At 70.0% G+C, this 25,538-nt stretch carries 28 protein-coding genes and 6 pseudogenes; 22 read left to right on the top strand and 12 right to left on the bottom strand.

Features of this window, described 5'->3' with window-relative positions:
- Positions 1-28 precede the first annotated feature (28 nt).
- A complete protein-coding gene (locus FHS34_RS10460; protein WP_184963520.1) occupies positions 29-208 on the top strand; it encodes a multicopper oxidase domain-containing protein in 180 nt (59 codons plus the stop codon).
- Between the two features lie 807 nt (positions 209-1,015).
- Positions 1,016-1,528 carry a CAP domain-containing protein gene (locus FHS34_RS10455; protein ID WP_184963518.1) on the top strand — a complete coding sequence of 171 codons (513 nt, stop codon included), beginning with the start codon at positions 1,016-1,018 and terminating at the stop codon, positions 1,526-1,528.
- 149 nt (positions 1,529-1,677) lie between these two features.
- On the opposite strand, the gene FHS34_RS10450 is transcribed toward FHS34_RS10455, so the two are convergent.
- Both FHS34_RS10450 and FHS34_RS43420 read right to left on the bottom strand, forming a co-directional pair.
- Entirely contained in the window at positions 1,678-2,118 is a 441-nt protein-coding gene (locus FHS34_RS10450) for a LysR substrate-binding domain-containing protein (protein ID WP_184963516.1), read from the bottom strand.
- A gap of 34 nt (positions 2,119-2,152) precedes the next feature.
- Positions 2,153-2,284: a hypothetical protein gene (locus FHS34_RS43420; RefSeq protein ID WP_263978353.1), complete on the bottom strand. Its 132-nt coding sequence runs from the start codon at positions 2,282-2,284 to the stop codon at positions 2,153-2,155.
- On the opposite strand from FHS34_RS43420, the gene FHS34_RS10440 reads away from it, so the two are divergent.
- Both FHS34_RS10440 and FHS34_RS10435 read left to right on the top strand, forming a co-directional pair.
- A complete protein-coding gene (locus FHS34_RS10440; RefSeq protein ID WP_372478548.1) occupies positions 2,223-2,618 on the top strand; it encodes a VOC family protein in 396 nt (131 codons plus the stop codon). The genes FHS34_RS43420 and FHS34_RS10440 overlap by 62 nt on opposite strands.
- Before the next feature lie 200 nt (positions 2,619-2,818).
- A complete protein-coding gene (locus FHS34_RS10435; RefSeq protein WP_184963514.1) occupies positions 2,819-3,034 on the top strand; it encodes a hypothetical protein in 216 nt (71 codons plus the stop codon).
- A gap of 13 nt (positions 3,035-3,047) precedes the next feature.
- Here FHS34_RS10435 and FHS34_RS10430 read toward each other — a convergent pair.
- From FHS34_RS10430 to FHS34_RS10420, 3 genes and pseudogenes are all read right to left on the bottom strand, one after another.
- Positions 3,048-3,368, bottom strand: a pseudogene (locus FHS34_RS10430) (sugar nucleotide-binding protein); the annotation flags it as partial.
- Positions 3,369-3,488: 120 nt separating this feature from the next.
- Positions 3,489-4,019, bottom strand: coding sequence for a hypothetical protein (locus tag FHS34_RS10425; protein WP_184963510.1), 531 nt, complete (start codon positions 4,017-4,019; stop codon positions 3,489-3,491).
- 63 nt (positions 4,020-4,082) lie between these two features.
- On the bottom strand, positions 4,083-4,769 hold the full coding sequence (locus tag FHS34_RS10420) for a nitroreductase family protein (protein ID WP_184963508.1): 687 nt from the start codon (positions 4,767-4,769) through the stop codon (positions 4,083-4,085).
- Positions 4,770-4,904: 135 nt separating this feature from the next.
- Here FHS34_RS10420 and FHS34_RS10415 point away from each other — a divergent pair, with 135 nt between their 5' ends.
- Positions 4,905-5,438 carry an Lrp/AsnC family transcriptional regulator gene (locus FHS34_RS10415; RefSeq protein WP_184963506.1) on the top strand — a complete coding sequence of 178 codons (534 nt, stop codon included), beginning with the start codon at positions 4,905-4,907 and terminating at the stop codon, positions 5,436-5,438.
- A 104-nt stretch (positions 5,439-5,542) separates the two neighbouring features.
- Here FHS34_RS10415 and FHS34_RS10410 read toward each other — a convergent pair whose 3' ends face one another.
- Positions 5,543-7,939, bottom strand: a complete 2,397-nt coding sequence (locus tag FHS34_RS10410; RefSeq protein WP_225817330.1) for a glycosyl hydrolase family 18 protein — start codon at positions 7,937-7,939, stop codon at positions 5,543-5,545.
- Positions 7,940-8,160: 221 nt separating this feature from the next.
- The gene (locus FHS34_RS10405) at positions 8,161-8,337 is read right to left on the bottom strand and encodes a hypothetical protein (RefSeq protein ID WP_184963504.1); all 177 of its coding nucleotides are present in this window, start codon (positions 8,335-8,337) and stop codon (positions 8,161-8,163) included.
- A 100-nt stretch (positions 8,338-8,437) separates the two neighbouring features.
- Here FHS34_RS10405 and FHS34_RS10400 point away from each other — a divergent pair, with 100 nt between their 5' ends.
- The 3 genes and pseudogenes from FHS34_RS10400 to FHS34_RS42455 form a co-directional block, all read left to right on the top strand.
- Positions 8,438-8,914, top strand: a complete 477-nt coding sequence (locus FHS34_RS10400; RefSeq protein WP_184963502.1) for an SUKH-3 domain-containing protein — start codon at positions 8,438-8,440, stop codon at positions 8,912-8,914.
- A gap of 144 nt (positions 8,915-9,058) precedes the next feature.
- Positions 9,059-9,136: pseudogene (locus FHS34_RS43775) on the top strand (hypothetical protein); the annotation flags it as partial.
- Between the two features lie 36 nt (positions 9,137-9,172).
- Positions 9,173-9,649: pseudogene (locus tag FHS34_RS42455) on the top strand (MerR family transcriptional regulator); the annotation flags it as partial.
- Between the two features lie 160 nt (positions 9,650-9,809).
- On the opposite strand, the gene ligA reads toward FHS34_RS42455, so the two are convergent.
- The 3 genes and pseudogenes from ligA to FHS34_RS43770 all read right to left on the bottom strand — a co-directional run.
- Entirely contained in the window at positions 9,810-11,900 is a 2,091-nt protein-coding gene (gene ligA / locus FHS34_RS10390; RefSeq protein WP_184963501.1) for an NAD-dependent DNA ligase LigA, read from the bottom strand.
- A gap of 79 nt (positions 11,901-11,979) precedes the next feature.
- Positions 11,980-12,450, bottom strand: a complete 471-nt coding sequence (locus FHS34_RS43415) for an arginase family protein (RefSeq protein WP_345523122.1) — start codon at positions 12,448-12,450, stop codon at positions 11,980-11,982.
- A 23-nt stretch (positions 12,451-12,473) separates the two neighbouring features.
- Positions 12,474-12,635 (bottom strand): annotated as a pseudogene (locus tag FHS34_RS43770) (arginase family protein); the annotation flags it as partial.
- 174 nt (positions 12,636-12,809) lie between these two features.
- Here FHS34_RS43770 and FHS34_RS10380 point away from each other — a divergent pair.
- The 7 genes and pseudogenes from FHS34_RS10380 (at position 12,810) to FHS34_RS10355 (ending at position 19,636) form a co-directional block, all read left to right on the top strand.
- Positions 12,810-13,721, top strand: coding sequence for an ADP-ribosylglycohydrolase family protein (locus tag FHS34_RS10380; protein WP_184963499.1), 912 nt, complete (start codon positions 12,810-12,812; stop codon positions 13,719-13,721).
- Between the two features lie 289 nt (positions 13,722-14,010).
- The gene (locus tag FHS34_RS10375) at positions 14,011-14,826 is read left to right on the top strand and encodes a class I SAM-dependent methyltransferase (RefSeq protein ID WP_184964260.1); all 816 of its coding nucleotides are present in this window, start codon (positions 14,011-14,013) and stop codon (positions 14,824-14,826) included.
- A gap of 166 nt (positions 14,827-14,992) precedes the next feature.
- Positions 14,993-15,643: pseudogene (locus tag FHS34_RS10370) on the top strand (alcohol dehydrogenase catalytic domain-containing protein); the annotation flags it as partial.
- Between the two features lie 175 nt (positions 15,644-15,818).
- Entirely contained in the window at positions 15,819-16,262 is a 444-nt protein-coding gene (locus FHS34_RS10365; RefSeq protein ID WP_184963497.1) for a universal stress protein, read from the top strand.
- A 225-nt stretch (positions 16,263-16,487) separates the two neighbouring features.
- A complete protein-coding gene (locus FHS34_RS43405) occupies positions 16,488-16,613 on the top strand; it encodes a hypothetical protein (protein ID WP_263978352.1) in 126 nt (41 codons plus the stop codon).
- 141 nt (positions 16,614-16,754) lie between these two features.
- A complete protein-coding gene (locus tag FHS34_RS10360; protein WP_184963495.1) occupies positions 16,755-19,139 on the top strand; it encodes a phosphoketolase family protein in 2,385 nt (794 codons plus the stop codon).
- A gap of 131 nt (positions 19,140-19,270) precedes the next feature.
- Positions 19,271-19,636 carry a transglycosylase family protein gene (locus FHS34_RS10355; RefSeq protein WP_184963493.1) on the top strand — a complete coding sequence of 122 codons (366 nt, stop codon included), beginning with the start codon at positions 19,271-19,273 and terminating at the stop codon, positions 19,634-19,636.
- Between the two features lie 27 nt (positions 19,637-19,663).
- On the opposite strand, the gene FHS34_RS10350 is transcribed toward FHS34_RS10355, so the two are convergent.
- A complete protein-coding gene (locus FHS34_RS10350; RefSeq protein ID WP_184963491.1) occupies positions 19,664-20,497 on the bottom strand; it encodes a helix-turn-helix transcriptional regulator in 834 nt (277 codons plus the stop codon).
- An 84-nt stretch (positions 20,498-20,581) separates the two neighbouring features.
- On the opposite strand from FHS34_RS10350, the pseudogene FHS34_RS10345 reads away from it, so the two are divergent.
- The 5 genes and pseudogenes from FHS34_RS10345 to FHS34_RS10325 all read left to right on the top strand — a co-directional run.
- A pseudogene (locus tag FHS34_RS10345) lies at positions 20,582-20,845 on the top strand (Atu4866 domain-containing protein); the annotation flags it as partial.
- Between the two features lie 8 nt (positions 20,846-20,853).
- Complete coding sequence (locus FHS34_RS10340) at positions 20,854-21,588, top strand: SDR family oxidoreductase (RefSeq protein WP_184963489.1); 735 nt, start codon at positions 20,854-20,856, stop codon at positions 21,586-21,588.
- 51 nt (positions 21,589-21,639) lie between these two features.
- A complete protein-coding gene (locus FHS34_RS10335; RefSeq protein ID WP_184963487.1) occupies positions 21,640-22,044 on the top strand; it encodes a VTT domain-containing protein in 405 nt (134 codons plus the stop codon).
- Between the two features lie 159 nt (positions 22,045-22,203).
- Positions 22,204-22,404: an SCO3870 family protein gene (locus FHS34_RS10330; protein ID WP_184963485.1), complete on the top strand. Its 201-nt coding sequence runs from the start codon at positions 22,204-22,206 to the stop codon at positions 22,402-22,404.
- Positions 22,405-22,576: 172 nt separating this feature from the next.
- Entirely contained in the window at positions 22,577-22,996 is a 420-nt protein-coding gene (locus tag FHS34_RS10325) for an ASCH domain-containing protein (RefSeq protein WP_184963484.1), read from the top strand.
- 37 nt (positions 22,997-23,033) lie between these two features.
- Here FHS34_RS10325 and FHS34_RS10320 read toward each other — a convergent pair whose 3' ends face one another.
- On the bottom strand, positions 23,034-23,645 hold the full coding sequence (locus FHS34_RS10320; protein WP_184963483.1) for a DUF6193 family natural product biosynthesis protein: 612 nt from the start codon (positions 23,643-23,645) through the stop codon (positions 23,034-23,036).
- A 270-nt stretch (positions 23,646-23,915) separates the two neighbouring features.
- On the opposite strand from FHS34_RS10320, the gene FHS34_RS10315 reads away from it, so the two are divergent.
- Positions 23,916-24,374, top strand: coding sequence for a pyridoxamine 5'-phosphate oxidase family protein (locus FHS34_RS10315; RefSeq protein ID WP_184963482.1), 459 nt, complete (start codon positions 23,916-23,918; stop codon positions 24,372-24,374).
- Positions 24,375-24,579: 205 nt separating this feature from the next.
- The gene (locus FHS34_RS10310; protein ID WP_184963481.1) at positions 24,580-25,407 is read left to right on the top strand and encodes an SCO6745 family protein; all 828 of its coding nucleotides are present in this window, start codon (positions 24,580-24,582) and stop codon (positions 25,405-25,407) included.
- Positions 25,408-25,538 lie beyond the last annotated feature (131 nt).

The raw sequence follows: 25,538 nt of genomic DNA, 5'->3' as shown, positions 1-25,538 counted from the left end.
TAGGCATGGACTTCGACAATCCTTCCACGTGCACACCAACCACTTCCAGCTGATGAGCATCAACGGCCGTCCGCACCAGGGCCACGGCATGCAGGACGTCGCGAACGTCTCCCCGAAGGGCCGCCTCGTGCTCCGGATGCGCTTCAAGCACTACGCCGGCAAGACCGTCACGCACTGTCACATCCTCAACCACGGGACCGGGGCATGATGGCAGTGCTGGACATGGAGAAGTGACGCGCATGACCGCGCGTGGGGACAACTCGCGGCAACGGGTGCGGTGCTGACGCCGGTGATGACCGAACCTCCGATCGTCGCCGGTGGCGGACAGGTCTTCGAGGACCGGCGGGAAGGTACGGCTGCGACGGCGCCCATGGCTCCCGGCCTGCGGCACGACCTTCCGGACAGGGAAGTGGTGGCTTCGTGATGTGTCCGGCGTCGGTGGTGAACTCGACGTACTTGCTGCCGAAGCTTCTGCCGACGTTCAGGCCGGGTCGGTGTAGTACTGCTTGGTGGCTTTGACGTCCTGGACGTCGAGCAGGAGTACGAACTCGTCGAAGTCGGGTGTGATGGGGGTGATGTTTTTCTTCGCCGAGGCACACCCACGGCAAGAAAGCGCGCCTCCTCAGAGGGGGTGACCGTCCGGCCGGCCGGGATGTGAAATGGATCATGGGTCGGGGCAGGTTACGGACGGCGAGCTCCCACCGACATCTCCGGACATGCCCACTGGAGAACGATATTGCCCTCTCCGGCGAAATGCCCGTCTCTTCATTCGAGACGCATTCGGCGAATTCCTTGGTGGGCAAGGCTTCTGGGAGTCATCAAATATCTCACGAGCGGTGCCGTCCGCCCGCCCCGCATGAATGCACGCTCATTTCAAGCCCGATGCGGCGCAGTTGAGGGGCGGTCAAGCGGAGTGATTTGCGATGCCTTCGCGGGGGTTCTGACAATGGCGTCCCGCTCGGCGCCGGAGCCCCGAGGCGTCGTCGCGAATCCCGATTTCCGAATGAGGTAAGGCATGCAGAAGCATCGCAGGAAGAAGCACTTCCGCAATGCGGCCATCGCGGTCGCAGCCCTCGGCATGGTGGGCATAGCCACGGCCGCGATGGCGTCCCAGGAGACCTCGCAGGCCGCCGCCGCGGCGCCGTCGTCCACCAGCCCGACGGCCAAGGTCGTGGCACTGGTGAACAAGGAGCGAGCCAAGGCCGGCTGCCGGGCGCTGAAGGTCAACGCGAAGCTGACCAAGGCCGCGCAGAACCACAGCAAGGACCAGTCCGTCCACCACCGGATGTCGCACACCGGCTCCGACGGCTCCAACCCCGGGCAGCGCATCACGCGTGCCGGGTACCGCTGGCGCGGCTACGGTGAGAACGTCGCCTACGGCTACGGCACCCCTGCCAAGGTCATGAACGGCTGGATGCACAGCCCGGGCCACAAGGCGAACATCCTCAACTGCTCCTTCAAGGAGATCGGCGTCGGCGTCTCCGGGACGAGCCACTACTGGACGCAGGACTTCGCGACGGCCCGCTGAGGCCGAGCGACCGGCGTGGTGCCGCACCACGCCGGTCGCCCCCTGGACGTCTCGCCCTTTGTGAGCGACAGGGCTGCGGTTTCCGCGCACCGCCCGCGGCTTCCTTCGCGCGGGCGCCGTGCGAGCCGGACGGTAGTCCTGAAATGCCGTCAGTCGGGGAAGCGGTCGCGGATGTGCGGGGGCGTGAGGGGCACCTCCGCGGTGAGCATGTCCAGGAAGGCGTGGGTGATGGGGTCGGGTTCACCGCGGGTGTAGGCGGCCAGGGTGCGCAGGAGGGGCGGGTCGGGGCGGAGCAGCATGCCGTGGAACTCCGGCGGCAGGACGTTGCCGGGCACGAGGGCGATGCCGAGGCCGGCGGCGGCGAAGTTGGCCGCGAACGGGGCCTGCTGGGTGCGGACGGCGACACGGGCCTGGAAGCCGGCCCGTGCGCACGCCTCGTCCAGAAGGCCGGCAAGGCCGCTGTCGGGGGTGTAGTGGATCCACTCCCGCTCGGCGAGGTCGGCCAGGGGGACCCCGGCGGCCAGCCGCCCTCCACCAGCAGCTCTTCGAGCTGCAGGGCCTGGGGGAGATCGACCTGCTGGTCTCGGCATGGCTGCCCGCCAGCCACGGCGAATACCTGACCGCCTACCGCGACCGGGCCGAGGTTCCGGGCACGTAGGTGTATCCGTGCCGTTCGAGTCCGTAGTCCCGCACCATGCGGGCGGAGAAGCGGCTGATGCCGGCGCCGGGGTTGATGCCGTCGATGACCTTGGTCATCCGCCCGGCGACCTCGGACGATGACCGCGTGATCGAGCTCTTCGACGCGGTCTCCACCCCGCCCGGTGGCTCGGCCCAGCCGCTCGACACCGACGCCCTCCCGAGCGACGAAGAGCGCGCCCGGTCCGCCACGCTGGTCCACTTCGCGATCCGCACCGAGGACCCCGCCGCGCTGTTCCAGCGCGCCGTCGCCGCCGGCGCCCGTGCGCTGATGGAGCCGGCCCAGGTGCAGGCCAAGGGCGCCACGGGCAACATGACCCTCGAGGTCGGCTTCGTGTACGGCCTCAACGGCGAGGTCATCGAATTCATCAAGCGCCCCACCCCGAAGGCCTGACGCCGCCAGGATCCGAGCGGTGCGGCCGCCGTCCCCCGCCGGCGGCCGCAGCAGGCCGGCCGTCACCGGCCCAGGCGGTCCTCCAGCCGGCCGGGCATTGATCGTCACGAAACCATCACCGTGCGGCAGTGATACGGACGGAACACACGACACGCCACGCACCGCGTGCCACGCTGGGGCCCATGCCGGCATGCGGTTGCATGAACCTCACTGACATCGTGGCGCGCTTTGCCGCCCAAGGCCTGGTCGGCCTGATGGTGCTCGTGATCGCAGTGGTGTGCCTGTGCGGGCTCTGCCTGGGCGCCCTCACCCTGTGCACACGCCTCGTCGGACACCGGTGGCTCCAGGACGACGATACCGACGCCGACGCCGGGCACCCGCGCGGCATCGACACGTTCAGGTGGAGCGAGGAGTAGCGGCGCCCCCGAGGGACGATCTGCGACCTCCGTACGGTGTGAGGGGGTCAGGGAGGCAGGTCTCGTCGTACTGGGTTCGGGCGCCGGAGAAGACCGCGTCGCTGGACACATGGACCAGGCGGCTCCCGTAGTTCGCCGCCGCCAACGCCAGCCGGACGGGCCCTTCGGCCATGACCGCGTTCCCGCGGCCGGTGTCCCTCAAATCAAGCGCGTGCCAGGCGACTTCGGTATCGCTGCCAGGTCGGGTGGCGTAGGTAGCCGCGGTCTCGTGCCCGGCCGCAACCGCCTGACGGGTCAACCAGATCCATGACCCGCCGGTGTTCGAACGGCAGATACACCGGGGTGCCGTCACCGAAGACATGGATGTCGGCCCCTATCGCACCGTACGCGCAGGCCGCCTCGGCCCGTACCTCCTGGAGCCGCTCCGGCATCTGCCCTCCACCGGCCCGGGACGTCACTGCTGGCGGCCGTCCTCACCGGCGGAACCGGGCGCGGCCGGAAGCCCCTGGTGATGGTGGATGACGTTGCCGCCCTGTACCCCGTACACCGTCCCCTGATCACGCGCGATATTGGTCTGCACCCACTGCTTGCCGCTTTCGGGCAGCTCCCGCCGGATCGTCTCGACCAGGGCACGCAGATCAGCCTCCGCGTCGGGATGCTCGCTCAGCAACTGGGCGAAGAGCAACTGCCACTGTCCCGACAGAAGCTGCCTGGCCCGGTCGGGATCGTCCGCCTGTCGGACCAGCAGTGCGTGCTGGTCCAACTGCGCTTCCAAGGTGGCGTTCCGGTCACCGTTCCAGCGCCGGTACAGCCGCACCGCGCCGCCACGAGCCCCTTGCCAGACATCGGTGGCCATGGCCGCCACCAGAGCCCCCGCACCACTGGCCGCCAACGTCGTCATCGCCTCCGGCAGCATCACTGTCCCCTCCTGAAGTGCCTGTGCCATCGCAAGTTTCCGGTTGTCGCACCCGGTGGGCAAGGTCACCCTGGCTCCGGCGAACGACACCGGACACGCTGTGCGCCGATCGGTGCCGGACCGCATCCGAGGTCAGGGGCGTCGCGGGCGCTCCGCGGTCGCCTCCGCCAGCGACTTGCGTGCCAGGTCCGGGACCTCGCAGTCGGCCGCGGCATGACCGACGGGGAAGAGGATGTAGGGCCGTTCGTTGCCGGGCCGCTCGCAGATCGCGGTGAGGAAGCCCATCGGGTTGGGCGTGTGCGTGAGGGTGCTCAGTCCCATCGCGTGCAGGGCGGCGATGAAGAATCCGCACGCGATCCCCACACTTTCGTTGACGTAGTAGTTCTTGCGCAGCGAACCGTCCGGCATCGCGGTGCTCTTCTCGGCGAAACAGACGACGATCCACGGCACGACGTCGAGGAAGCTTTTGTCCGAACTCGTTTCGAGGCGTGCGAGCGCGGCGCGCCACTCGGGCGGGATCCGCCCGCCCTCGTAATTGACCTGTTCCTCCTGCTCGGCGGCGACCCGGATGCGGTGCTTGGTCTCGGCGTCGCCGATCACGGCGAACTTCCACGGCTGGAAGTGGGCTCCGGAGGGGGCGGTGTTGGCCGCGGCGATGGCAAGGTCGATGCAGGTGCGCGGGACCGGCTCGGCACTGAAGAACCGCACGCTGCGCCGGCGGTCGAGGAACGACACGAAGTCCTTACCCCGCCGGACCATCTCGGCGTCGTCGTATCGGTCGGGCCGGTAGGGGACGAACGGGTGGGTGTGCTGCCTCATGCCTGCTCCTCGTGGACGGGAGCCCACAGCGTGGGCCGACGGCAGTCGAATGGGCAACAGACTCTCCATCCCATTGCTAATCTGACAACGGCCAAGGCATGGAGGTGCCTACGAGGTAGCAGATCGGCAGGTGCGGTGGCACGACAGGGACTCGACGCGCTCGACGGCCGGATGCTCCGCCTGCTCCGAGAGCGCCCGCGTGAGGGCCTCCTGGAGATCGCCCGCCGACTCGGCGTCGCACGCGGCACACTGCAGGCACGACTCGACCGGCTGACCGGCTCCGGCGTGGTGACCGGCTACGGTCCGGAGGTGGACGTCTCCGCTCTCGGCCACGTCGTCGAGGCGTTCACCACGTTCGAGGTCGACCAGTCGGCCCGCGAGGCCATCACCGCGCGTCTGCGGGCCGTACCGCAGATCCTTGAGGCCCGCATCGTGACGGGCCCCGGCGACATCTGGTGCCGCATAGCGGGCACGAGCAACCATCACGTGCAACAGGTGATCGACCACGTCCTGGAGGTGCCGGGCGTCCGCCGCAGCACGACGGTCATCGCGCTGAGTGAGGTCATCCCCTACCGGGTCCAGCCCCTGGTCGACGAGGTGGCAGGTCTGCCGGCCAACTCGGACGCACGTCGCGATCGACCGGTGCCCGGGATCCGTTTCGAAGACTGACCCGCCGCGCACCATGGGCAGACCCGCGGGGACGGGCGACCCGGGCGGGCGGTGTGGGGTCCGCCCGCCCGGCGGCCGCATGCGGCGCCGGATGCCGCGTGCCGCTACTTCAGCCCGTCGTTCAGCGCGGTCATCAGCTGACCGTTGGGCGTGTCGCCGGACATTTCCCAGACGAAGCCGCCCAGCAGCCCCTTGGACTTGATCCAGGCTGTCTTCTTCCCGATCGACCAGGCGTCGTCGAACGTCCACCACTGGCCGCCCGGACCGGTGTAGCCGTACGTCGACACGGACTGCTCGTCGTGGCGGACGGTCATGGACGGGAAGCTGGTGATCAGGTTGTGGTAGCCGCGCACCCCGGCCTCGGTGTCGAACTGACCGGGCGCCGCCCCGCCCGCGTCCTGCCACTCACCGGCGACCCCGCCGTCGGTCACGCCCTGCCAGCCGCGCCCGTAGAACGGGAAGCCCACCGTCAGCTTGCGGGGGTTGACCCCGGCGTCGAGATAGACCTTGACCGCGTCCTCGATGCTGAAGTGGAAGGGGTAAGGGTCCTGTGTGTCGGAGTACAGGTTGGAACCGTGACCGGTGCGCCCCGGCTCCCAGGAGTTGTCGCTGCCCGCGCCGTGGAAGTCGTACCCCTGTACGTTGGCGTAGTCGAGCGCATCGAAGATCCGGTTCAGGTCCCAGCCGGCGGAGATCTTCGCCGGGTCGGCCGGGGTGAAAGCGGTCAGCAGCCGGTGCTCACCGCCGAGCGCGTCGAGCTGTTTGCGGAACTCGGCGAGCAGCGCGGTGAGGTTGGCCTTGTCCTGGCTGCCGTAGTGGTTGCCCGGATGTCCTTCCGAGCCGGGCCACTCCCAGTCGATGTCGATGCCGTCGAAGATTCCGGCGGCCGTGCCCGGGCCGCCCGCGCCGTTGTAGACGGGCAGATCACCCTTGATCCACACGTCCACGCAGGACTTGACGAACTTCTCCCGGGAGGCCTGAGTGGCAGCGGCGTCCGAGAAGAACTTCGAGTACGTCCAGCCACCGAGGGACACCACGACCTTCAGCTTCGGGTACTTGGCCTTGAGCTTCTTCAACTGGTTGAGGTTGCCCCGGAGTTTGGCCCAGCCGTCGTCGGCGACTCCGTCCACCGACTGTGCGGCCGACATGGGACGGGCGTAGTCGGCGTCCGCGTCGCCCGCACCGGTGCCCTCGTCGGGGTCCTGAGGGTTGGCGGAGACGCCCTTGGTCACCCCCGCCTGGCAGGTGAGGTTGGCCGGGTCCAGGTTCTCGAAGGCGTAGTTGACCACGTCGAGCTTGGCGGCGGCGCCCGAGGTGTCCAGGTTCTTCACGAAGTACTGGCGGCCGTAGATGCCCCACTGCGCGAAGTAGCCCACCTTGAGCTGCTTGCCCTGTCCGGCCACGTCGTCGGTGGTGACGGAGACCGTGTTCGACGCCGGTGAGGAGTTGTCGGCGGTGTCACGGGCCTTGACGGTGAAGCTGTAGGCGGTGGCGGGGGAGAGCCCGTCGACGGTGGCCGTCGTGGTGTCCGCGCCGACGCTCTTGGCCAGGGTGCCGCCGCGGTAGACGTCGTAGGCGGCCATGCCCACGTTGTCGGTGGACTTCTCCCAGGCCAGGCCGATGCTGGAGGAGGTCTTGCCGGTGGTGCGCAGATTTCTGGGCGCCGTCGGCGGTGTCGGGTCGGTCGCCGGATCGACGGTCTTGACGGTCAACGGGACGCTCGCCGGTCCCACGTTTCCGCGTGTGTCCTTGGCGCGCACGGTGAACGTGTAACTCGTCGCCGGCGTCAGGCCGGTGACGGTGGTGGAGGTGCCCGTCGCGGTGGCCACGGTGCCCGAGCCGCTGAGCACCTCGTAGGAGGCCACGGTGTGGTCGCCGCCCTGCGCGGCGGCCCAGCTCATCGCGACCGAGTGCGCCGTGACCGCGGTCGCCTTCGGGGTGCCGGGCGCGGTCGGCGGGACGTCGGGGGTGCCGTCGCACTTGTCGCCGTTGACGGTGCAGCCCGTCGGCGTGCCGATCGGCCCGCTCGCGATGAACCAGTAGCTGTACGGCTCGGTGCTGCCGCCGGCCGGGACGTCGGCGTTGTAGAAGGCGTTCTTCACGGTCACGTGCCGCCCGGAGACGGTCGCGTCACCGTTGTAGTGGCCGGTCACGGAGACCCCGGCCGGCAGGTTGAACTCCAGGCTCCAGCCGCTGACGGCGGCCGAGCCGCTGTTGCGCACCACGTAAGTGCCCTTCCACCATGAACCGTTGTCCTGCGTGGTGAACGTCGCCGTCAGCGTCCCGGCCGCGTGGGCGGGCGCGGCGAGCGTGGTGAGCAAGGCGAGCGGCAGGAGCAGCGCGGTGCCCAGAGCGGCGACCCGCCGCCGGAATCGGCCGTCGCGACGCCGGGCGTGGGGACCAGGGCCGGCGCCGGGGCTGCCGGCGAGGGCCCTGAGCAGGCTTCTCCGAGATGGTGTGAGTGGTGGTCTGCGCCGGTGGAACATGGCTCTCCCTGTCATCGTGGGGTGGTACAGGGGCGAGGTGAACCGTGCGCGCGCGGTGCCTGACTGAGAGCTCACAACGTAGAAGGTCTGGACCAATGCGTCAACGGGTCCGGTGGCGACAGCACCGCGTCCGATCCAGGGCCGACCGCTCCCCGTGCGGCGCGGTGGGAGCGGGCGGCCAGGGTGTGTCACACGGCATCTGGGACGTGCAGCACACCCCGCGACGCCCCGTCACGTCACGGCCGGGCGCCCACCAGGCCCTGCCGACTGTCCTCCTCGTACTGCTCCTTCGCGACATCGGCGCGGAGCTTCATCTGGGTCTCATCCTCCATGCCCTTGCAGGCGTCTTCCGTGGCGACCCGGGTGGCGTCGTCGAGCCGGCGGCGCAAGGCATCCTTGAACTCCTTCTTCATGCCGGCCTTGCAGACTGCCTGTTGGGCCTTGGCGTCGTCGCCACTGCCACAGGCCGTGAGGCTGCGGTGAGGCTGTTCGACTTGGAAGAGGATGAGAACTGTGCGCGTACTGAAGTCGCCTGAGGCGGTTGATGCCTGGCTGGCCGATGCTGGGTGGCACCCGGGGCGCCGGTGTGACGACCTCGCCGCTGCCGAAGTGGAGATAGCCCTGGAATCTTTCCGCAACGACGGCGGCAGCCTGGATGCCATCGAGCCCGCTCTCGACTTCCTGCGCGAGCACGCAGGTCTTGTGGCGCCCAGGAACGCCTCCACCGACGACAGGGTGGAGTTCAACCCGCGACTCATGTACGTGGGCGCGGCCGAAGATGTTCAGGACATCGCCGACGGACTGGGCAAGAAGGTTTTCCCTGTCGCGCATGACACCTACGACGGCGGGACGATTCTCATCGATGAAGTGGGGCGATGCTTCTATCTGCATCACACCGGCGGCTATTTCCTCGGCAATGACAAGTACTCGGCCTTGATGAGCTATTCGCGAGGGTATCCGCTCGCCGATGTGGAGGACTATTTTGTCTGACCACGTTCCGACGGGTCTTCATCCGTGGGTGCGGACGGACGGCCCGTCGGCGTAGTGGAGGGCCGTGGGCCGGTGGCCTCCGTTCCGGCCCTGCTGCAGTGAGCGCGGCTCTTGACCCTCACGTGACGTCAGGCTCCATAGTCGGTGCCGTGGAAGATCACTGGATCGTGGGACGCGTGGGCAGGCGTGAGCGTCCGCACGCTGCATCACTATGACGAGATCGGGCTCGTTCGGCCGTCGACGCGGACCGCGGCCGGCGACGTCGCGATGGCCGTCTCCACCGTCCACCACTGGGAGGACCCGATCGCGGGGCTGCGCGAGATGCGGCGTGTGGCCCGGCGCGTGGTGGTGCTCACGTTCGAAACCGACGAGCCCGGATGGCAGGACCGGTTCTGGCTCACCCGCGACTACCTGCCCGAGTTCGCCGCCCTCCTCGCGGAGTTCCCCTCGCTCGCGGGGATTGGCGACGCGATCGGCGTCCGCGTGAAGCCGGTTTCCATCCCGGGGGACTGCGCCGACGGCCTGTTCGAGGCGTACTGGCGTCGACCGGGGGCGTATCTGGAGGATCACGTGCGCCGTGCGATGTCGGTGTGGACGTGGGTCGGGCCGGAGGCCGAGCAACGGGCCGTACGAAGCCTCGGCGACGACCTCCACTCCGGCCGGTGGGCCGAGCGCAACAGCGACCTGGTTCACCTCGACGCGGCAGATCTCGGCCAACGCCTGCTCGTAGCCTGAAGGGATGTCGCGCCCAACTGTCAGGCCGCCCCCACGGCAGAGGCCGACGCCTTCCCCCCGACGGCTTGTGGCCCGCCCGGCACGACGTGCGGTGCCTCCCGGACAGGGCTCCCCCCACTCCGCTGGGAAAGGCGGATCGGCGCCTGGAGTTGCGTTCAAGTCAGTCGAGGAGGTGGGCCACGAGGGTGGCGAACTCGTCCGGGCCGATGAGCCGGACACCGAGCTGTTCCGCCTTGGCCCGCTTGGACCCGGCGCCGTCACCGGCGACGACGAGGGTGGTCTTCTTGGAGACGCTGGAGGAAGAGCGCCCCCCGGCCCGTTCGATGAGTTCGTTCATCTCGTTGCGGGTGAGCCGTTCCAGGTTCCCTGTCATGGCGCCGGTGACGACCACGGTCATGCCGGCCAGGGGACCGGCGTCGGTCTGCGCGTCAGCCACGCCTTCGGCGCCGGCGTCCGTCTCGGCGGGTGAGGGCGGGGTCGCGCCGGGCTCGGTCATGTTGATGCCGGCAGTGGCGAGCTTGTCGATGAGCGGGGCGAGTTCCGCGAGTTCCGCGACGATCGAGGGGGCCTTCTCCGCCCCGATGCCCTCGACCCGCTGCATCGCCTCGGCGTCGGCGGTGCGCACCTGGTCCATGGTGGCGAAGTGCCGAGCGATGCGCCGGGACATGGAGCGGCCGGTGCCCCGGATGCCGAGCGCACACAGTACGCGCGCCAGAGGCTGTCTCCTGGCTTTGTCGATCGCGGCGAGGAGGTTGTCGGTGCTGGTTTCACCCATGCGGTCCAGGCCGAGCAGCTGCTCCCGCCGCAGGGTGAACAGGTCGGCGAGATCGGTGACCAGGCCCGCGTCGACGAGCTGGACGATGCGGGTCCGGCCCAGGCCCTCGATGTCGAGCTGGTCCCGGCCGGCGGCATAGGCGAGAGACGCGACCAGATGACAGTTGCGGCCCTGGGCGCACCGCCAGCGTTCCTCGCTCGTGTCGATTCCGGACCCGCAGCGGGGGCAGTGCTCGGGGAACGCGATGGGCCGTTCATCCCCCGTGCGCAGGTGAGCGACCGGGGCCTCGATACGGGGGATGACATCGCCGGCGCGGAGGACCATGACGTGGTCGCCGAGGAGCAGACCGCGACGCGTGATGTCCGCCGGATTGTGCAGGGTCGCGTAGGTGATGGTGGAGCCGTCGATCACGACCGGTTCGAGGACGGCGCGCGGGGCGATGATCCCGGTGCGGCCGACGTTCCACTCCACCTCCAGCAGCCGGGTGATCTTCTCCACGGCCGGCAGCTTGTAGGCGATCGCCCACCGGGGCGCGCGGGAGCCGGAACCGGCCGCTTCCTGGTCAGCGGCGAGATCGGCCTTGATGACGATGCCGTCGATGCCGAAGGGCAGGTCCGCACGCGCAGCGGCGATCTCCTTCACCCGGGCCAGGACCTGCTCGGCATCCTCGGCGCATGTGTCCGGGACGGCGGTCCCGGCGCTCGTGTGTACTCCGAGATCGGCGGCCAGCTTCATCAGGTCGCTGTGCGCGGATGTCTTCAGCCGTTCGGTGAGGGCCGGGTCGGTGTCGGGCGCGGGAAGCAGACTGTAGCCGAAGAAGGTCATCGGGACCGTGTACGCGCGCTCCTTCGCCCGCAGGGTGCCGGCGGCCGCGTTGCGGGGATTGGCGAACGGCTGTCCGCCGTGCGCCGTGCGCACCTCGTTGGCGTGCTCGAACTGGGCAGTGGTCATGAGGACTTCGCCGCGCACCTCCACGGTGACCGGCTCTGCCAGGGTCGCGGGCAGTCCCTCTACGGTGCCCATCGCGTGCGAAACGTCCTCCCCGGCCGTCCCGTCCCCGCGAGTGATCAGCCGGGTGAGGCGGCCACCGCTGTAGCGGGCGGCGACCGCCAGCCCGTCCAGCTTCGGCCCCACATGGAACCGCGTGACCTCCCGGCCGATCCGCCTGCCCAGAGCGACCGTCCAGGCAGTGAATTCCTCCGCGGAGAACACGTTGTCCAGGCTGAGCATCGGCACTATGTGCGGCACATCGCCCTCGGCCGCGCCGCCGGCGACCTTGTCCGTGGGTGAGTCGGGCAGTACTTGATCGGGGTGCTCTGCCTCCCACATGGCGATCCCGCGCACCAGACGGTCGTAGGCGTCATCGTCCAGAGGCGACGTACCACCCGCGTAGTAGGCGGCAGCCGCACGCCCGGCGTCCTCGACCGCTTGTGTGTAGGCGGCGGCATCGTCGATCACTGCTGCAGAAGTCGTCATGCCCTGCATCTTGCCGTCCACCACTGACAATGGATCGCCGGCGGAAGGAAGACGGTGACGGAACCGGCACCGGCTGTCGCTACGGGATAGCCAAGCGGTCGAGGATCCCTTGGAGGACCTGGTCACTACCGGCTGAGTCGGCGGCCGGGGCATGTTCGGTGACCCCCAAGCCGGCCAGGTGGAAGCGTTCCGCCAACGCTCGTAGGGCGGCGCGCAGTTGCTCGGGATGCAGACCCCCGGGTTCCGGGCAGGACAGGCTGGGGAAGTGCTCGGGGTCCAGCACGTCGAGATCCAAGTGGATGTAGACGTGCGTGGCCCCGGTACCCGCCACCGCAGAGATGAGTCGGTCCGGTTCCCGAAGAGCCTGAACGGACAGGGTTCGGATTCCTTCGGACTCGACGAAGGCCAGTTCAGCGGGATCGAGGGCACGAGCACCCGCGAGGACGACCTGCCGGGGGAAAGACGCTCCTCCGGCTGGGGCGACAGTTGTGACGGCCCCTGGCCGAGCAGGGTGCGTAGCACCATGCCGTGGAAGCCCCCGGAGGGAGATGTCCCGGGGGTGTTGAGGTCCGCGTGCGCGTCGAACCAGACGACTGCCAGGCTGTCGCCATGGCGAGCGACGGCGCGAGCGACCGGCGCCGGCTCGACACCGCAGTCGCCACCCAGAACGAGCAGCGGGTCGTGGTCGCTTCGGCCCAGCGCGGCCCTGGTTGCATCCAGCGAGCGGATCAGCACATCGAGGTGGCGTACGCCGTCCTGGTGCTGTCCGGGACGGGAGTCGGTCTCCACGACGGTGCGTCGCGTCGCGGGGAGCAGCGCGCTCAGCCGGTGCGCACCCTCGGCCAGCAGAAGCCTGTCCACACCGATATCGGAGTGCGGGAGCGCCGTCGCGCTGCGATACTGCCTCCGGTGATCAACGTGCCTACTGCTGTGCTGGATTCGTTGTACGGGCTCGCGTTCGGCGACGCCTTCGGTGATCGTTGGTTCGGCATCCTGCGCCGGGACGGTCCGGCAGGCCTGGAGGCGCGGACGCTGCCTCCGGAACCCCTGTGGCGGTGGAGTGACGACACCGCTCAAGCGCTCGTTCTCGTCCGGGAACTCGCCGAGGGCGGCGGCGTCGTCGACCAGGACCGCCTGGCCCAGCGCTTCGCGGCGGCCTACGCCGACGACACGCACCGCGGCTACGGAGCCTCGATGCATGATGTGCTCCGCCGGATCGGCGCGGGCGAGCCCTGGCAGGAGGTGGTCGCCGGACAGTTCGGCGGCCAGGGCTCCTGGGGCAACGGAGCGGCCATGCGCGCCGCCCCGCTCGGCGCCTGGCACTCCGCCGACCTCGATGCGGTCGCCGAGCAGGCAGCCCGCCAGGGCGCGGTCTCGCACCACCACCCGGAGGCGGTCACTGGAGCGGTGGCGGTCGCGCTCGCCGCGGCGCTGGCGACCCGCAGCCGGGGCGGGCACGCCCCGGCGAGGCCGGACTTCCTTCAGGCGGTCGCCGAACGACTCCCCGACAGTGACGTCCGGTCGGGAGTGCGGGTCGCGGCCCGGATGCCGGAGCACACCTCGGTTCGGCATGCCGCGGAGGTTCTGGGCTCCGGCTACCGGATGTCAGGGCCCGACACCGTCCCGTACGCCCTGTGGTGCGCGGCGGGGCATCTCGACGACCTGCACGAAGGGCTGTGGTTGACGGTCGCCGGGCGCGGCGACATCGACACCACCTGCGCTATCGCGGGTGGGGTGATCGCCGCCCGCACGGGCGTCGCTGCCCTTCCCCCCGCCTGGCACGCGGCCTGCGAACCGCTGCCCCCGATCGTGACGGAGTAAGAACCGCTCCCGAGATGAGTTCAGACGTCTCCAGCGGATGAGCGCGCACCCGCTGGCGAGGAAGGCTTCGTTGGCGTCGTCGCGGTCAGCCGGCGGATCCGCAGGCGGCGGCACCCGTGCGGGTGTGCGTGAACGCGCCCTCAACGCCCCTGCGTTGGGTGCACGGCCTGGCGCCGGCGGGCGGCCTTGCGGCCGCACCTGGAGTCGGCGCCATTCATCGGGCCCTCTGGAACCGATCATCTAGGCTGGCACGGTGACTGATGAGCGGGAGCGGGTGCGGCCGTCGGGAGTGTGGGCCACGGCGGTGGGGGTGGCCCGGGTGCGGGCGCTGGAGACCGAGCGGGAGAACGCGCTGTTCCGCGACCCACTGGCGCAGGCCTTCGCCGCCGCCGGCGGCCTGTGGCCCTCCTCGCCGCCGCTGCCCGACGACGAGGCCGCGCGACGCCGCCGGCAGGCCGTGTCGTTCTCCATCGTCATCAGGACGAAATTCCTCGACGACCTGCTGCGGGGAGCCTCCGCGTCCGGGGTCCGACAGGTCGTGCTGCTCGGCGCGGGCATGGACAGCCGGGCCTTCCGGATGGACTGGCCCGAGGGCACCCGGCTGTTCGAGATCGACACCGCCGCGCCGCTGGATTTCAAGGCTTCGGTGCTGCGCCAGGAGCGGGCCGTCGCGCGCTGCGAGCGGATCACCGTCGCGGTGGACCTGCGTGAGGACTGGCCGAGCGCGCTGGCCGCCGCGGGGCACGACCCGGCCGTGCCGACCGCGTGGATCGCCGAAGGTCTGCTGATCTACCTGCCCGAGGATGCGGTGGAGCGACTGCTGACCCGGATCGGCACGCTGTCGGCGGCGGGCAGTCGGATGGGGCTGACGCTGGGCTCGCGCGGGGTGATCGAGCGTTTCGGCGCGGACGCCGTGCCCGGGTCGGCGGCGTCCATGTGGGTCTCGGAGATGCCCGACGACCCGGTTGGCTGGCTGGCCGGGCACGGCTGGGATGCCGACAGCCACACCCTGCGCGAGCGCGCTGCCGCCTACGGCCGCCCGATCAGCACCCCGCCGCAGCGCGAGGAGGGGCCCGGCGGACTCATCTCGGCGGTCCGCCGGTAGAGCGCCTCCCGCGTCCCTGGAGTGATCGATTCCAAGGGGGTCTGATGAGTGGAGCCAACGTCACGCGCGGCCATCTGCAGCCGGACCGAGGCGTTGCGCGTGGCCGTGTTGCCCGGGTGCGGTGCGGGGGCGACCGTGGAACTGGGGGAGCCAGGGAGCGAATGCGGTGCGAGCGCTCGTCTACCACGGCCCGGTACACACCTCCTGGGACACCGTCCCCGATCCGGTGATCGAGGAGGCGACCGACGCGATCGTACAGATCGACGCCACCACCGTCTGCGGCACTGATCTCCACATCAGGCGGGGCGACTTCCCCGAGGTGAAGCCGGGGACGGTCCTGGGCCATGAGGCCGTCGGCGAGGTCGTCGGCATCGGTCAGCAGGTCCACCACCTGCGCCCCGGTGACCAGGTGATCGTGTCGTCCGTCTCGGCCTGCGGCGATTGCGAGGAGTGCCGCGACGGCAGGTACGGGCAGTGCCGTGGGGGAGGCGGATGGATCCTGGGCGGTCTGATCAATGGAACCCAGGCCGAACTGGTGCGCGTGCCGGTCGCCGATCACTCCACCACCCGACGGCCCCCCCGAACTCCGACACCGGTGTCCGGTGCGTGCCATGTTGGCGATGTGCCCGCCCGAGCGAACGGCACGCGTGCCATCAGCACGGGCCAGGTCGACACGCTCTCCACACCGTGGCTGCTGGAGCTCCCGAGGTGCGGCCATCTGCCCGTCTCCCCTCTGGTCACCCACACCTTCGGCCTCGACCGGATGGAGGACGCCTACGAGGTGTTCGCCCGCGGTACCGGCACAGGCGCCCTCCGGTGGGGCGGCGAGCGGAAGGTTGGAAGGCGAGACGGTGTCGCTACGGCCGCTGCCGGCCGCATTGTCCGTCACGCCCCCGGAGGTCCTTCTCTGGCGGTGTGGCGATGTGTCCCTCAGCGTAGAGAACGGAGGGGGCCCGGCGACCAGGTCCGCGCACGTCGAAGGAGAGGGACGCATGGAGAGCGATGTCTCCCGGCCAAAGGTGGTGGTCGGTGTCGACGGCTCGCATTCCTCGAAGGAGGCGTTGCGCTGGGCCGTGCGGTACGCAGGCCTCGTCAACGGCACCGTGGACGCGGTCGCCGTGTGGGAGCTGCCGGGCCTGTACGGCTGGTCGGGGCCCGCCGTGGACATGGACGTCGACGAGGACGAGACCCGGCAGAAGGTGAGCCAGGAGCTGACCGACGTGCTCGGTTCGGACGCTGCGGGTTCGGTGCGGACCCATGTGGTGCACGGCAACGCCGCCGATGTCCTGCTGCGGGCGGCCGAAGGAGCGGAGGTCCTGGTCGTCGGCAGCCGGGGCAGGGGCGGGTTCGCGCGTGCCCTGCTCGGCTCCGTCAGCCAGCACGTGTCTCAGCACGCGAGCTGCCCGGTCGTGATTGTGCGGCCCGGGCAGCAGTGATCCGACGCCTGTGACGGGCCGGACCCGGCTCACTGGAACACCGCGCGGATCCCCTGCTCGGTCGCCTCGTGCGAGAGGAGCGGGAGTCCGACGCCGGGAAGCAGCCGCGGCCGTCGATCCCAGCGTGTGCGCCAACGGCGGCCCTCGCCACAGGCCGCTCGGTCCGGGCCGTGGGCCCTTCGGTACATACCGCGCCCCGCATCGCCCGGCCGGTACCCGACGGTCGTGGTCCGGCCGGCGCGGTCGACCCGGCCCACCGCCCGGGTGTTCGTGCGCATCCATCCGGACCTGGTCGCCGCGTCCGAGCCGGTGGGAGGACGGATGCTGTACGGGGTGGCCCTCGCACGGTGAGCGCGGCCGGGCCGAGGACGGTTCGGCTCGCCATGGGGCCGAATGGGCCCTGTCGGAAGCCGTCGGCTCACCGCAAGGTGGGGTGCTGTGCCCCGGCACGCGTCCCGCCCCGCCCGCCGCCCGAACCGGGAAGGACCGCAGATGTCCCTCGACACGCACCAGGCGTCCGCCGAGCTCACGGAAGAGGAGCTCGCCACCCTGGACGCCCACTGGCGCGCCGCGAACTACCTCTCCGTGGGGCAGATCTACCTCATGGCCAACCCCCTGCTGACCGAGCCGCTGCGGCCCGAGCACGTCAAGCCGCGCCTGCTCGGTCACTGGGGTACCTCTCCCGGCCTCAACCTGGTCCACACCCACCTCAACCGCGTCGTCAAGGCGCGTGACGTGGACGCCCTCTGCATCTGGGGACCGGGCCACGGCGGACCGGCCGTCCTGGCGAATTCCTGGCTGGAAGGCTCGTACAGCGAGACGTATCCGGACGTCACCCGGGACATGGCGGGCATGGCGCGGCTCTTCAAACAGTTCTCCTTCCCCGGCGGAGTGCCCAGCCACGTCGCCCCCGAGACGCCGGGCTCGATCCATGAGGGCGGCGAACTGGGCTACTCCCTGTCCCACGCCTACGGCGCCGCACTGGACAACCCGGACCTGTTGGTCGCCTGTGTGATCGGCGACGGGGAGGCGGAGACCGGGCCGCTGGCCGCCTCCTGGCACTCGAACAAGTTCCTCGACCCGGTCCGCGACGGCGCCGTGCTGCCGATCCTGCACCTGAACGGCTACAAGATCGCCAATCCGACGGTGCTGTCCCGCCTTCCCGAGACCGAACTGGACGACCTGCTGAGGGGGTACGGCCACCAGCCGATCCATGTCACCGGCGACGACCCGGCCGCCGTCCATCGCCGGATGGCCGAAGCGATGGACAACGCCCTCGACCGCATCGCCGCCCTCCAGCGCGCCGCCCGCGAAGAGTCGTCCACCGACCGGCCCCGCTGGCCGGTGATCGTGCTGCGCACTCCGAAGGGCTGGACCGGCCCGGCCGAGGTCGACGGGCTGCCGGTGGAGGGCACCTGGCGGGCGCACCAGGTGCCGTTGACCGCCGTCCGGGACAATCCCGAGCATCTGCGCCGGCTGGAGGAGTGGATGCGCTCCTACCGGCCCGAGGAACTCTTCGACGAGAACGGCGCCCCGCGCGCGACCGTGCTGGCGTGCATCCCGCGAGGAAGGCGTCGGCTCGGCGCCACCCCGCACGCCAACGGCGGACTCCTGCTGCGCGAGCTCCCGCTGCCGCCGTTGGAACGCTACGCCGTGGAGGTCGACAAGCCCGGCGCGACCCTGCACGAGCCGACCCGCGTGCTCGGCGACATGCTCCAGGGCGTCATGGCCGCCACCGCCGACCGGCGCGACTTCCGGCTCGTGGGGCCCGACGAGACCGCCTCCAACCGGCTCCAGGCGGTCTACGCGGCAAGCGGGAAGGCCTGGCAGGCAGCCGTCCTCCCGGTCGACGAGCACCTCGACCGGCATGGCCGGGTGATGGAGATCCTCTCCGAACACACCTGCCAGGGCTGGCTGGAGGGCTACCTCCTCACCGGCCGGCACGGGCTGTTCTCCTGCTACGAGGCGTTCGTTCACATCGTCGACTCGATGGTGAACCAGCACATCAAGTGGCTGCGCACCACCCGCCGACTGCCCTGGCGCGCCCCCATCGCCTCCCTCAACTACCTGCTGACCTCGCATGTATGGCGCCAGGACCACAACGGTTTCTCCCACCAGGACCCAGGCTTCGTCGATCATGTGCTGAACAAGAGCCCGGAAGCAGTGCGCGTGTACTTCCCGCCGGACGCCAACACCCTGCTGTCGGTCGCCGATCACGTCCTGCGCAGCCGCGACTACGTCAACGTCGTCGTAGCCGGCAAACAGCCCTGCTTCGACTGGCTGACGATGGAGGAGGCGAAGGTGCACTGCGCCCGCGGTGCCGGTATCTGGGAGTGGGCCGGCACGGAGGACGGCACACGCGAGCCGGATGTGGTGCTGGCCTGTGCCGGTGACGTCCCGACCCAAGAGGTTCTGGCCGCGGCCCAGTTGCTCCGCCGGCAGCTGCCGGAGCTGGCGGTGCGGGTCGTGAACGTCGTGGACATCGCCCGGCTGCTTCCGAGTGAGGCTCATCCGCACGGCATGAGTGACTTCGAGTACGACGGACTGTTCACCGTGGACAAGCCGGTACTGTTCGCCTATCACGGCTACCCGTGGCTCATCCACCGCCTCGCCTACCGCCGCACCGGCCACCCCAACCTGCATGTGCGCGGCTACAAGGAGATCGGCACCACGACCACGCCGTTCGACATGGTGATCAGCAACGACCTCGACCGCTACCGCCTGGTCATGGACGTCATCGACCGCGTCCCCGGCCTCGCCGTCCGCGCGGCGACGGTGCGTCAGCAGATGGAGGACGCCCGGCAGCGCCACCACGTCTGGATCAGGGAACACGGCATCGACCTGCCCGAGGTGGCCGACTGGACGTGGGACGGCTGACCGAGGGGTCTGCCGGGCCACGGCCTCCTGGTCCTCGAAAGGCGCCCGGTCTCCTCCCCGTTACGCCTACCAGGCGACCATTCGCGGCGCGCCTTCACTACTAGAAGTAAATGTGATGTAACAGTCTGCACATGTTGCACCCACATTCGATCGACGTGACTGCGGGGCGTCGCACCTCTCCGCGAGGCCTGCGCACGGCGCTCCTCTCCCTGTCTGCCGTCGCGGCTCTCGTCACCGGGCCGACGGCAACCGCCCTGCCCACCGGCCGTCTCACTGTCGACTGGGACGCCATCGCCGCGTGCGAGTCCGGGGGCAACTGGAAGGCGAACACCGGCAATGGATACTTCGGCGGTCTGCAGTTCAAGCAGTCCAGTTGGGTGGCGGCCGGCGGTCTGAAGTATGCGGGCCGGGCCGACCTGGCCAAGCGCAGGGAGCAGATCGCCGTGGCCAGGCGCCTGGCAGCCATCCAGGGCATGGCCGCCTGGGGCTGCGCCTGAGCGGTGACGCGGCCGGGTCGCCTTCGGCTACAGGGCCGCCCGCTCGGGAGTGGCGTGGAGGGAGCCGAGCAGGTCGAGGGCCTGAGCGCTACTGCTGCCGGACTCGGCCTGATAGATGACAAGTTGCTGGCCCGGCGCGTCGCGTACGTCGAACGCCTGATAGGTGAGCGTCAGGGGGCCGACGTCCGGGTGGAGCAGGTGCTTGGCGTCCTGGCTCTTGCCACGTACGGCGTGGGCGTTCCAGAGGCGGGTGAAGTCCGCGCTGTGGTCGGTGAGGGTGCGGACGAGTTCCCGTAGCCGCGGGTTGGCGGGGTCGCGGCCGGCCGCCTGACGCAGATGGCCCACGGTGGCCCGGGCCGTGCGACTCCATCGGGTGTAGAACTGTCGCCCCGCCGGGTCGAGGAAGGTCATGCGGGCCAGATTGTCCGCCGGCTCGAAGGGCGAATGAAGGGCCTGGGCCAGGGCGTTGCCCGCCAGGATGTCCAGGGACCGGTTGACGACGAAGGCCGCGGCCCCGGGGAAGCCGTCCATCAGCTGGCGAAGGGCGGGACCGACACCGTCCGTGGTGGCGGTGAACTGGTCACTCGGCACTGTCCCCGCCAACTGGTGCAGGTGCGCGCGGGCGTCGGGATCCAATCGCAGGGCGCGGCCGAGCGCGTCAAGTAGCTGGGGTGAGGGGTGGCGTTCGCGCCCCTGTTCCAGACGGGTGTAGTAGTCCACGTTCACCCCGGCCAGGACGGCTATCTCCGCACGGCGCAGTCCCGGAACCCTGCGCACGCCGTGGCTCGCCACGCCGACGTCCTCGGGCCGCAGCCCCGCCCTGCGTGCGCGCAGGAACTCTCCCAGGTGGTTGTCGGTCATGCGCTCAGACTAGGCCGCAGAGGCGGTGCGCCGCCTGGGTGTACCGCACCCAGGCAGCACACGTCCTGGTCGGTGGTCCGCGCCCTGGCCAGACTCGGTCGGGCAGGACAGATCCACACCCATGGACGAGGGCGGGCGGACGGCCGTCACGAGGAAGCCCGCGGCCACCGGCGCCGCGCGCACACGGGCCGCGACACGGTGACCGGCAGCCACATCGACTACGTCGACGACACCGGATTCACCGCGACGGGCGACGGGCGACGGGCGACGGGCGACGGGCGACGGGCGACGGGCGACGTGCGCGATGGCGTGCTTCACCACGAGCACCTCGTGCTCTGTCGAGAGGAAGAAGGAACATGGCACAGGCAGTCAAGGTCGTGGCGATCACGGGGGCGAGCAGCGGGATCGGAGCGGCGACCGCGCGCCGGCTGGCCGCCGACGGCCACCGCCTCTTCCTCGGAGCGCGGCGCACCGATCGTCTCGAAGCGCTGACCGAAGAGATCGCGGCCGCGGGCGGCAGCGCGGCGTTCCAGCGGCTGGACGTCACGGACGCCGCCGACGTCCGGGCCTTCGTCTCCGCCGCCCGCGAGCGTTACGGCCGGCTGGACGTGGTGGTCAACAACGCCGGTGTGATGCCGCTCTCGCCGCTGGAGGCTCTGAGGGTCGACGAGTGGGACCGCATGATCGACGTGAACGTGCGGGGAGTCCTGAACGGGATCGCCGCCGCCCTGCCCGTCATGCGTGCTCAGGGCGGCGGGCACTTCGTGAACCTGGCCTCCGTCGGGGCGTACGAGGTCTCTCCCACCGCCGCCGTCTACTGCGCCACCAAGTTCGCCGTCCGCGCGATCTCCGAAGGTCTGCGCCAGGAGTCCACCGGGAACATCCGGGTCACCCTCGTCTCTCCGGGCGTCACCGAGTCCGAACTCGCCGACAGCATCTCCGACCCCGCTGCCAGGGAGGCCATGCAGACGTACCGCGCCGTGGCGCTGCCCGCCTCCGCCATCGCGGACGCCATCGCGTACGCCGTTTCGCAGCCTGCGCAGGTCGACGTCAACGAAATCGTCGTCCGCCCCGCCGCAAGTGCCCAATGACGCCTGCCGCTTGGGCACCGAAGCCCCAGCCGCTGCCGCTGCGGACTGCTCGTGGCGCTGCTCGGCAACACGACCGGAGCCCTCCTCGGGTACGGTGCCGGCCGCCTCCTGGGCAGCGACGCCCTGGACCTGCTCGGCGCCCGCAACCGCCATGTCAGGGTACTGACCACGCGCCTGGTCCACCGCCCCTTCAGCACGATGCTCGGGCTGCGCCTCACACCTGGGATGCCGTTCGCCGCCGTGAGCCTGGCAGCAGGCTCCAACCGCCTGCCCGTCGCGGGTTTCGCCTGGGCCACGGCACTGGGTACGGCACCGGGCACCGCTGCCTGCGTCGCGGCGGGTACGGCGGCCGCCTCGCCCCTCTCACTCGCGGTCTGGGGCCCGTTCGCCGGCGCCCTGGCCGTGCTTGGCGCTGCCTTCCTGATCAGAAGAAGACGACGGTCGACCGCCCCTTGAGCAGTTCGGCAGCGCCTTGGTCGGCGGTGAACTAGCAACGGGTGTCGGCCTGCACTGGCCTGCGGGTGCGCCGCGCGCAGTGCCTGGCTGCCTTTGGCAGTTGACGGTGTGTACGTAGACTCGGCGGTGACCAGTCGTCTCGCAGTGTGGAAGAAACCAATGACGAAAATCCCGTTCGCTTCCCTGTCCGCCGCTATAGCGACGTTAGCAACGGCGCTCGGATTCCTGACGGTTCAGCTTCGCGAAGACGGTTACGAGCAGTACGTCGAATCCGTGGCCAGCGCCAGCGTCGTCATGTACGTCACCGCGGCCTTGGTTGTGGTGACATGGTTCCGCGCCAGTCGTCCGCACTCAGACTGAACTCCTTGACGACAGCTGGCGGCACACCCGCGCGGTGACACGGGATCGGCGCGGTGGCGGCCCGGCGGAGGCCACGGGTCGGGGAAGACTGGCCCGTGGCCCGCAAACCGGACCGGATGCCCGCCTCACCAGGACCGTTGATCAAGGCGATCGGGCTTCGTACCATCTCCCGATGGGACATGAGGACCTTCCTGCTCTTGAACTCGCCTTTCCTGGCCCTGAACGCGACCGTGGTGTGGTGGCGATCCTGAGCGGTCGGAAGACCGCGCTCACGGGGCTCCTGGAGATCTACGAGCACGCCGGAGAGGAGCTGCCGCGGACCGGTCAGCGGTTCTCGGTGCTCGATTCCGAGGGTCGTCCGGCCGTCACGATCGAACTCGTCGACGTACGGGTGGTTCCCATGCGGGAGATCGACGACGACTTCGCACGAGCCGAGGGGCGCGGCTACGCCGACGTGGCACAGTGGCGGACGGCTCACGAAGAGTTCTTCCGGAGCGATGGTGTGAGCGAGTTCCTGGGGCGCACTCCCGTCATCGACGATGCCACTCTCGTCGTCGCCCAACGCTTCCGAGTACCGGTCGAGCCCGACTGATCCCGCACTCCACCGCGTGGCGCAGCCTGGTGCGACGTCACGCATCCGGCAGGGACCGGAAGCAGGCCACCGCGACGTCTAGCGCCTCGTTCAAGGAAGTCATGTCACGCCGGAACGCGGCCGGCCACATGGTCACTCGGTAGTGGTCTTCGGAAAACGGAATGATCTTCACGAGGCCCGATTCCAAGTCGAACGGCTTCCGGCTCAGCATCAGGCTCCCCATGCTGATGTACGGATAGAACACCCGCAGGTCAGGGTGCGCATGGGCCGCCTCGAGAAGCGGGCGGTCACGTAGATGCCAATCGCTGGAAAGGAGCTGTCGCCACTTCGCGGCAGCAGGGTCACCGTCCTCGAACCCTTGCGCCAGTTCGTCCCAGCTCATGAACGGGAAGCGGTCGTGCAACTCCCGCAGACGGCCGCCCTGGTACCACAGTTCCGCCACCCCCACCGCCGCGTCGAGATCGTCCGTCCAGCCCTCCGACCAGGCGAAAGCAGGGTGGAGACAGAGCCGTACACGGAACATGTCCTCCTCCCGCAGGGACACGACCACCTTGCCACGGTGTGTGTCCATCTCAGCGCCGGCGTCCTGACCGGTCAGAGGCCGCAGCTGGCCCAGGTCGACGCCTTGAGCCAGTGCAATGAGCTCCATGCGCCGGACCAGATCCTCAGACGCCGCCGCTTCAGGTTGGGCCGCAGCCCACCGCTCGCCCTCTTGGCCGCCTGTTGCCATGGACCGCCCCCCAGGTGTCGATGACTGGGACGGACACGATACGTCGGTCCCCGTCGGGGCCTCCCAGCGGAGCCGAACTGTCACGCCAGGCGGCTGTCACCGCGCCGAGGACTGAGGGGGCATCGGTCGCCGGGAGTAGGTCCCTCGCCTCATGCGCGCTGATGAGCCTGCTGACTAAGGTCGGCACTCATGCAGACGGGGATTGTTCGCCGCCCGGCGGCGGAGCGTAAGCGCGACACTCTGGAACGGCTCGTTTCCGAGCGGGATGTGTGGGTGTCGACAGCACATGCCGATCACGGGCCGCACCAGGTGCCGCTGTGGTTTTCGTGGGACGGGCTGGCGGTGTGGATGTGCACCGGTGCCACCTCCGCGACCGCGCGCAACGTCCGCGAGGAGCCGCGCGTGCGCCTGGCGTTGCCGGACACCTCCGATGTGGTGCTTCTCCAGGGTGAGGCGGAGTACTTCCCCGACCAGGACGTGCCCGGAGACGCGGCGGAGGCGTTCGCCGCCAAGTTCGGGTGGGACCCGCGCGCGGAGGAGGGTTCCTTCGTGTACGTACGCGTGGTGCCGAAGACCGTGCGCGCATGGCGCGGCGAGCGGGAACTGCGAGGCAGAGTCATCATGCGCGACGGGACGTGGCTGGAATAGCGGCCGCCTCTGGTTGAGGCTCTTCCTCGCCCCCCCCACCAGCGAGATCACGAACTACGGCCGGAACACCGGGTCGTTCTGCTCATGCGGACGGCATTGAGCGGAATCCTGCGGCTGGCCGGCTTCTCCGTCGTATGCCGTACCCACAGGTTGATCCAGCGGCCCTACCACTTCACGGGGCGTGACCGCGGGCATGATGGAGGCCATGACTCACACCGCCCGTCGCATGTTCGAGCTCCTGGAACCGATCTGTCTGGTGACCTACTCCGCCGACGAGTGCAACGAGGAACTGGCCGCGCTCGGCCACCGCACCTACTGGGACGGCTACTTCGCCAGCCGCGCCGCGCCGCTGGGGCGGGTGCCGGCCGAGGTCGTGCACGCGGCCTTCTACAGCTTCGCCGAGGGGGAGGCCGTGCGGCACATTCCGAGCGCGTGGGAGACGATCCCGCCCGAGGCGTCCCTCGCCGCGCGGGAGCGGGGCAGCGCGGCCTCCGTACGGCGGATCCTCGGCGACGAACTGGCCGACTCCCCGGGCCTGGTGCGGGCTGCCGACCTGACCACCAAAGCGGCGATGAACGCGCCCATGGAAGGCCGGGTGATGTACGCCGGGATGCGCGCACTTCCGGTACCGAGCGACCCGGTCGCCCGGCTGTGGCATTCCGCGACCATGCTGCGCGAGCACCGCGCCGACGGGCACGTCGCCGCCCTCGTCGGCGCGCGCATCGGCGGCACGGAGGCCCACGTGCTCGACGCGCTGGAGCGTGGCATCCACCCGCCGGAGTCGTTCGGGCGCCTCCACCACCTGCCGAAGGAGCGGTTGGCCGCGGTCATGGAGGGCTTGCGCGAGCGCGGGCTCGTCGACACCGACGGCCGGTTCACCGACGCGGGCCGCGAGACCAAGCAGCGCGTCGAAGCCCTTACCGACGAGCTCGCCGCCCCGCCCTACGACGCCCTGTCTCCCGCCGAGCTCGACGAGCTGGTGGACGAGCTCGAACCCATCGCCGCGACGCTGATGGCCGCGGGGTCGCAGTGACGAGCAGCGCCTGACAGCCGCGACGAGGAATCCGCCGTCCCGTACGGCGAGCTCGCGGGCCCGTGTTCGTGCCCGAGGCGCTGGTCCTGACCGTCGACCGGCCGCGCCTTGCCGACTGCCTGGGCAGCTCC

Origin of the sequence: Streptomyces echinatus (assembly GCF_014203595.1) — a bacterium.
Classification (GTDB): Bacteria; Actinomycetota; Actinomycetes; order Streptomycetales; family Streptomycetaceae; genus Streptomyces; species Streptomyces echinatus.
The sequence above is the reverse complement of the archived record's forward strand: the minus strand, read 5'-3'. Positions and strand labels throughout refer to the sequence as shown.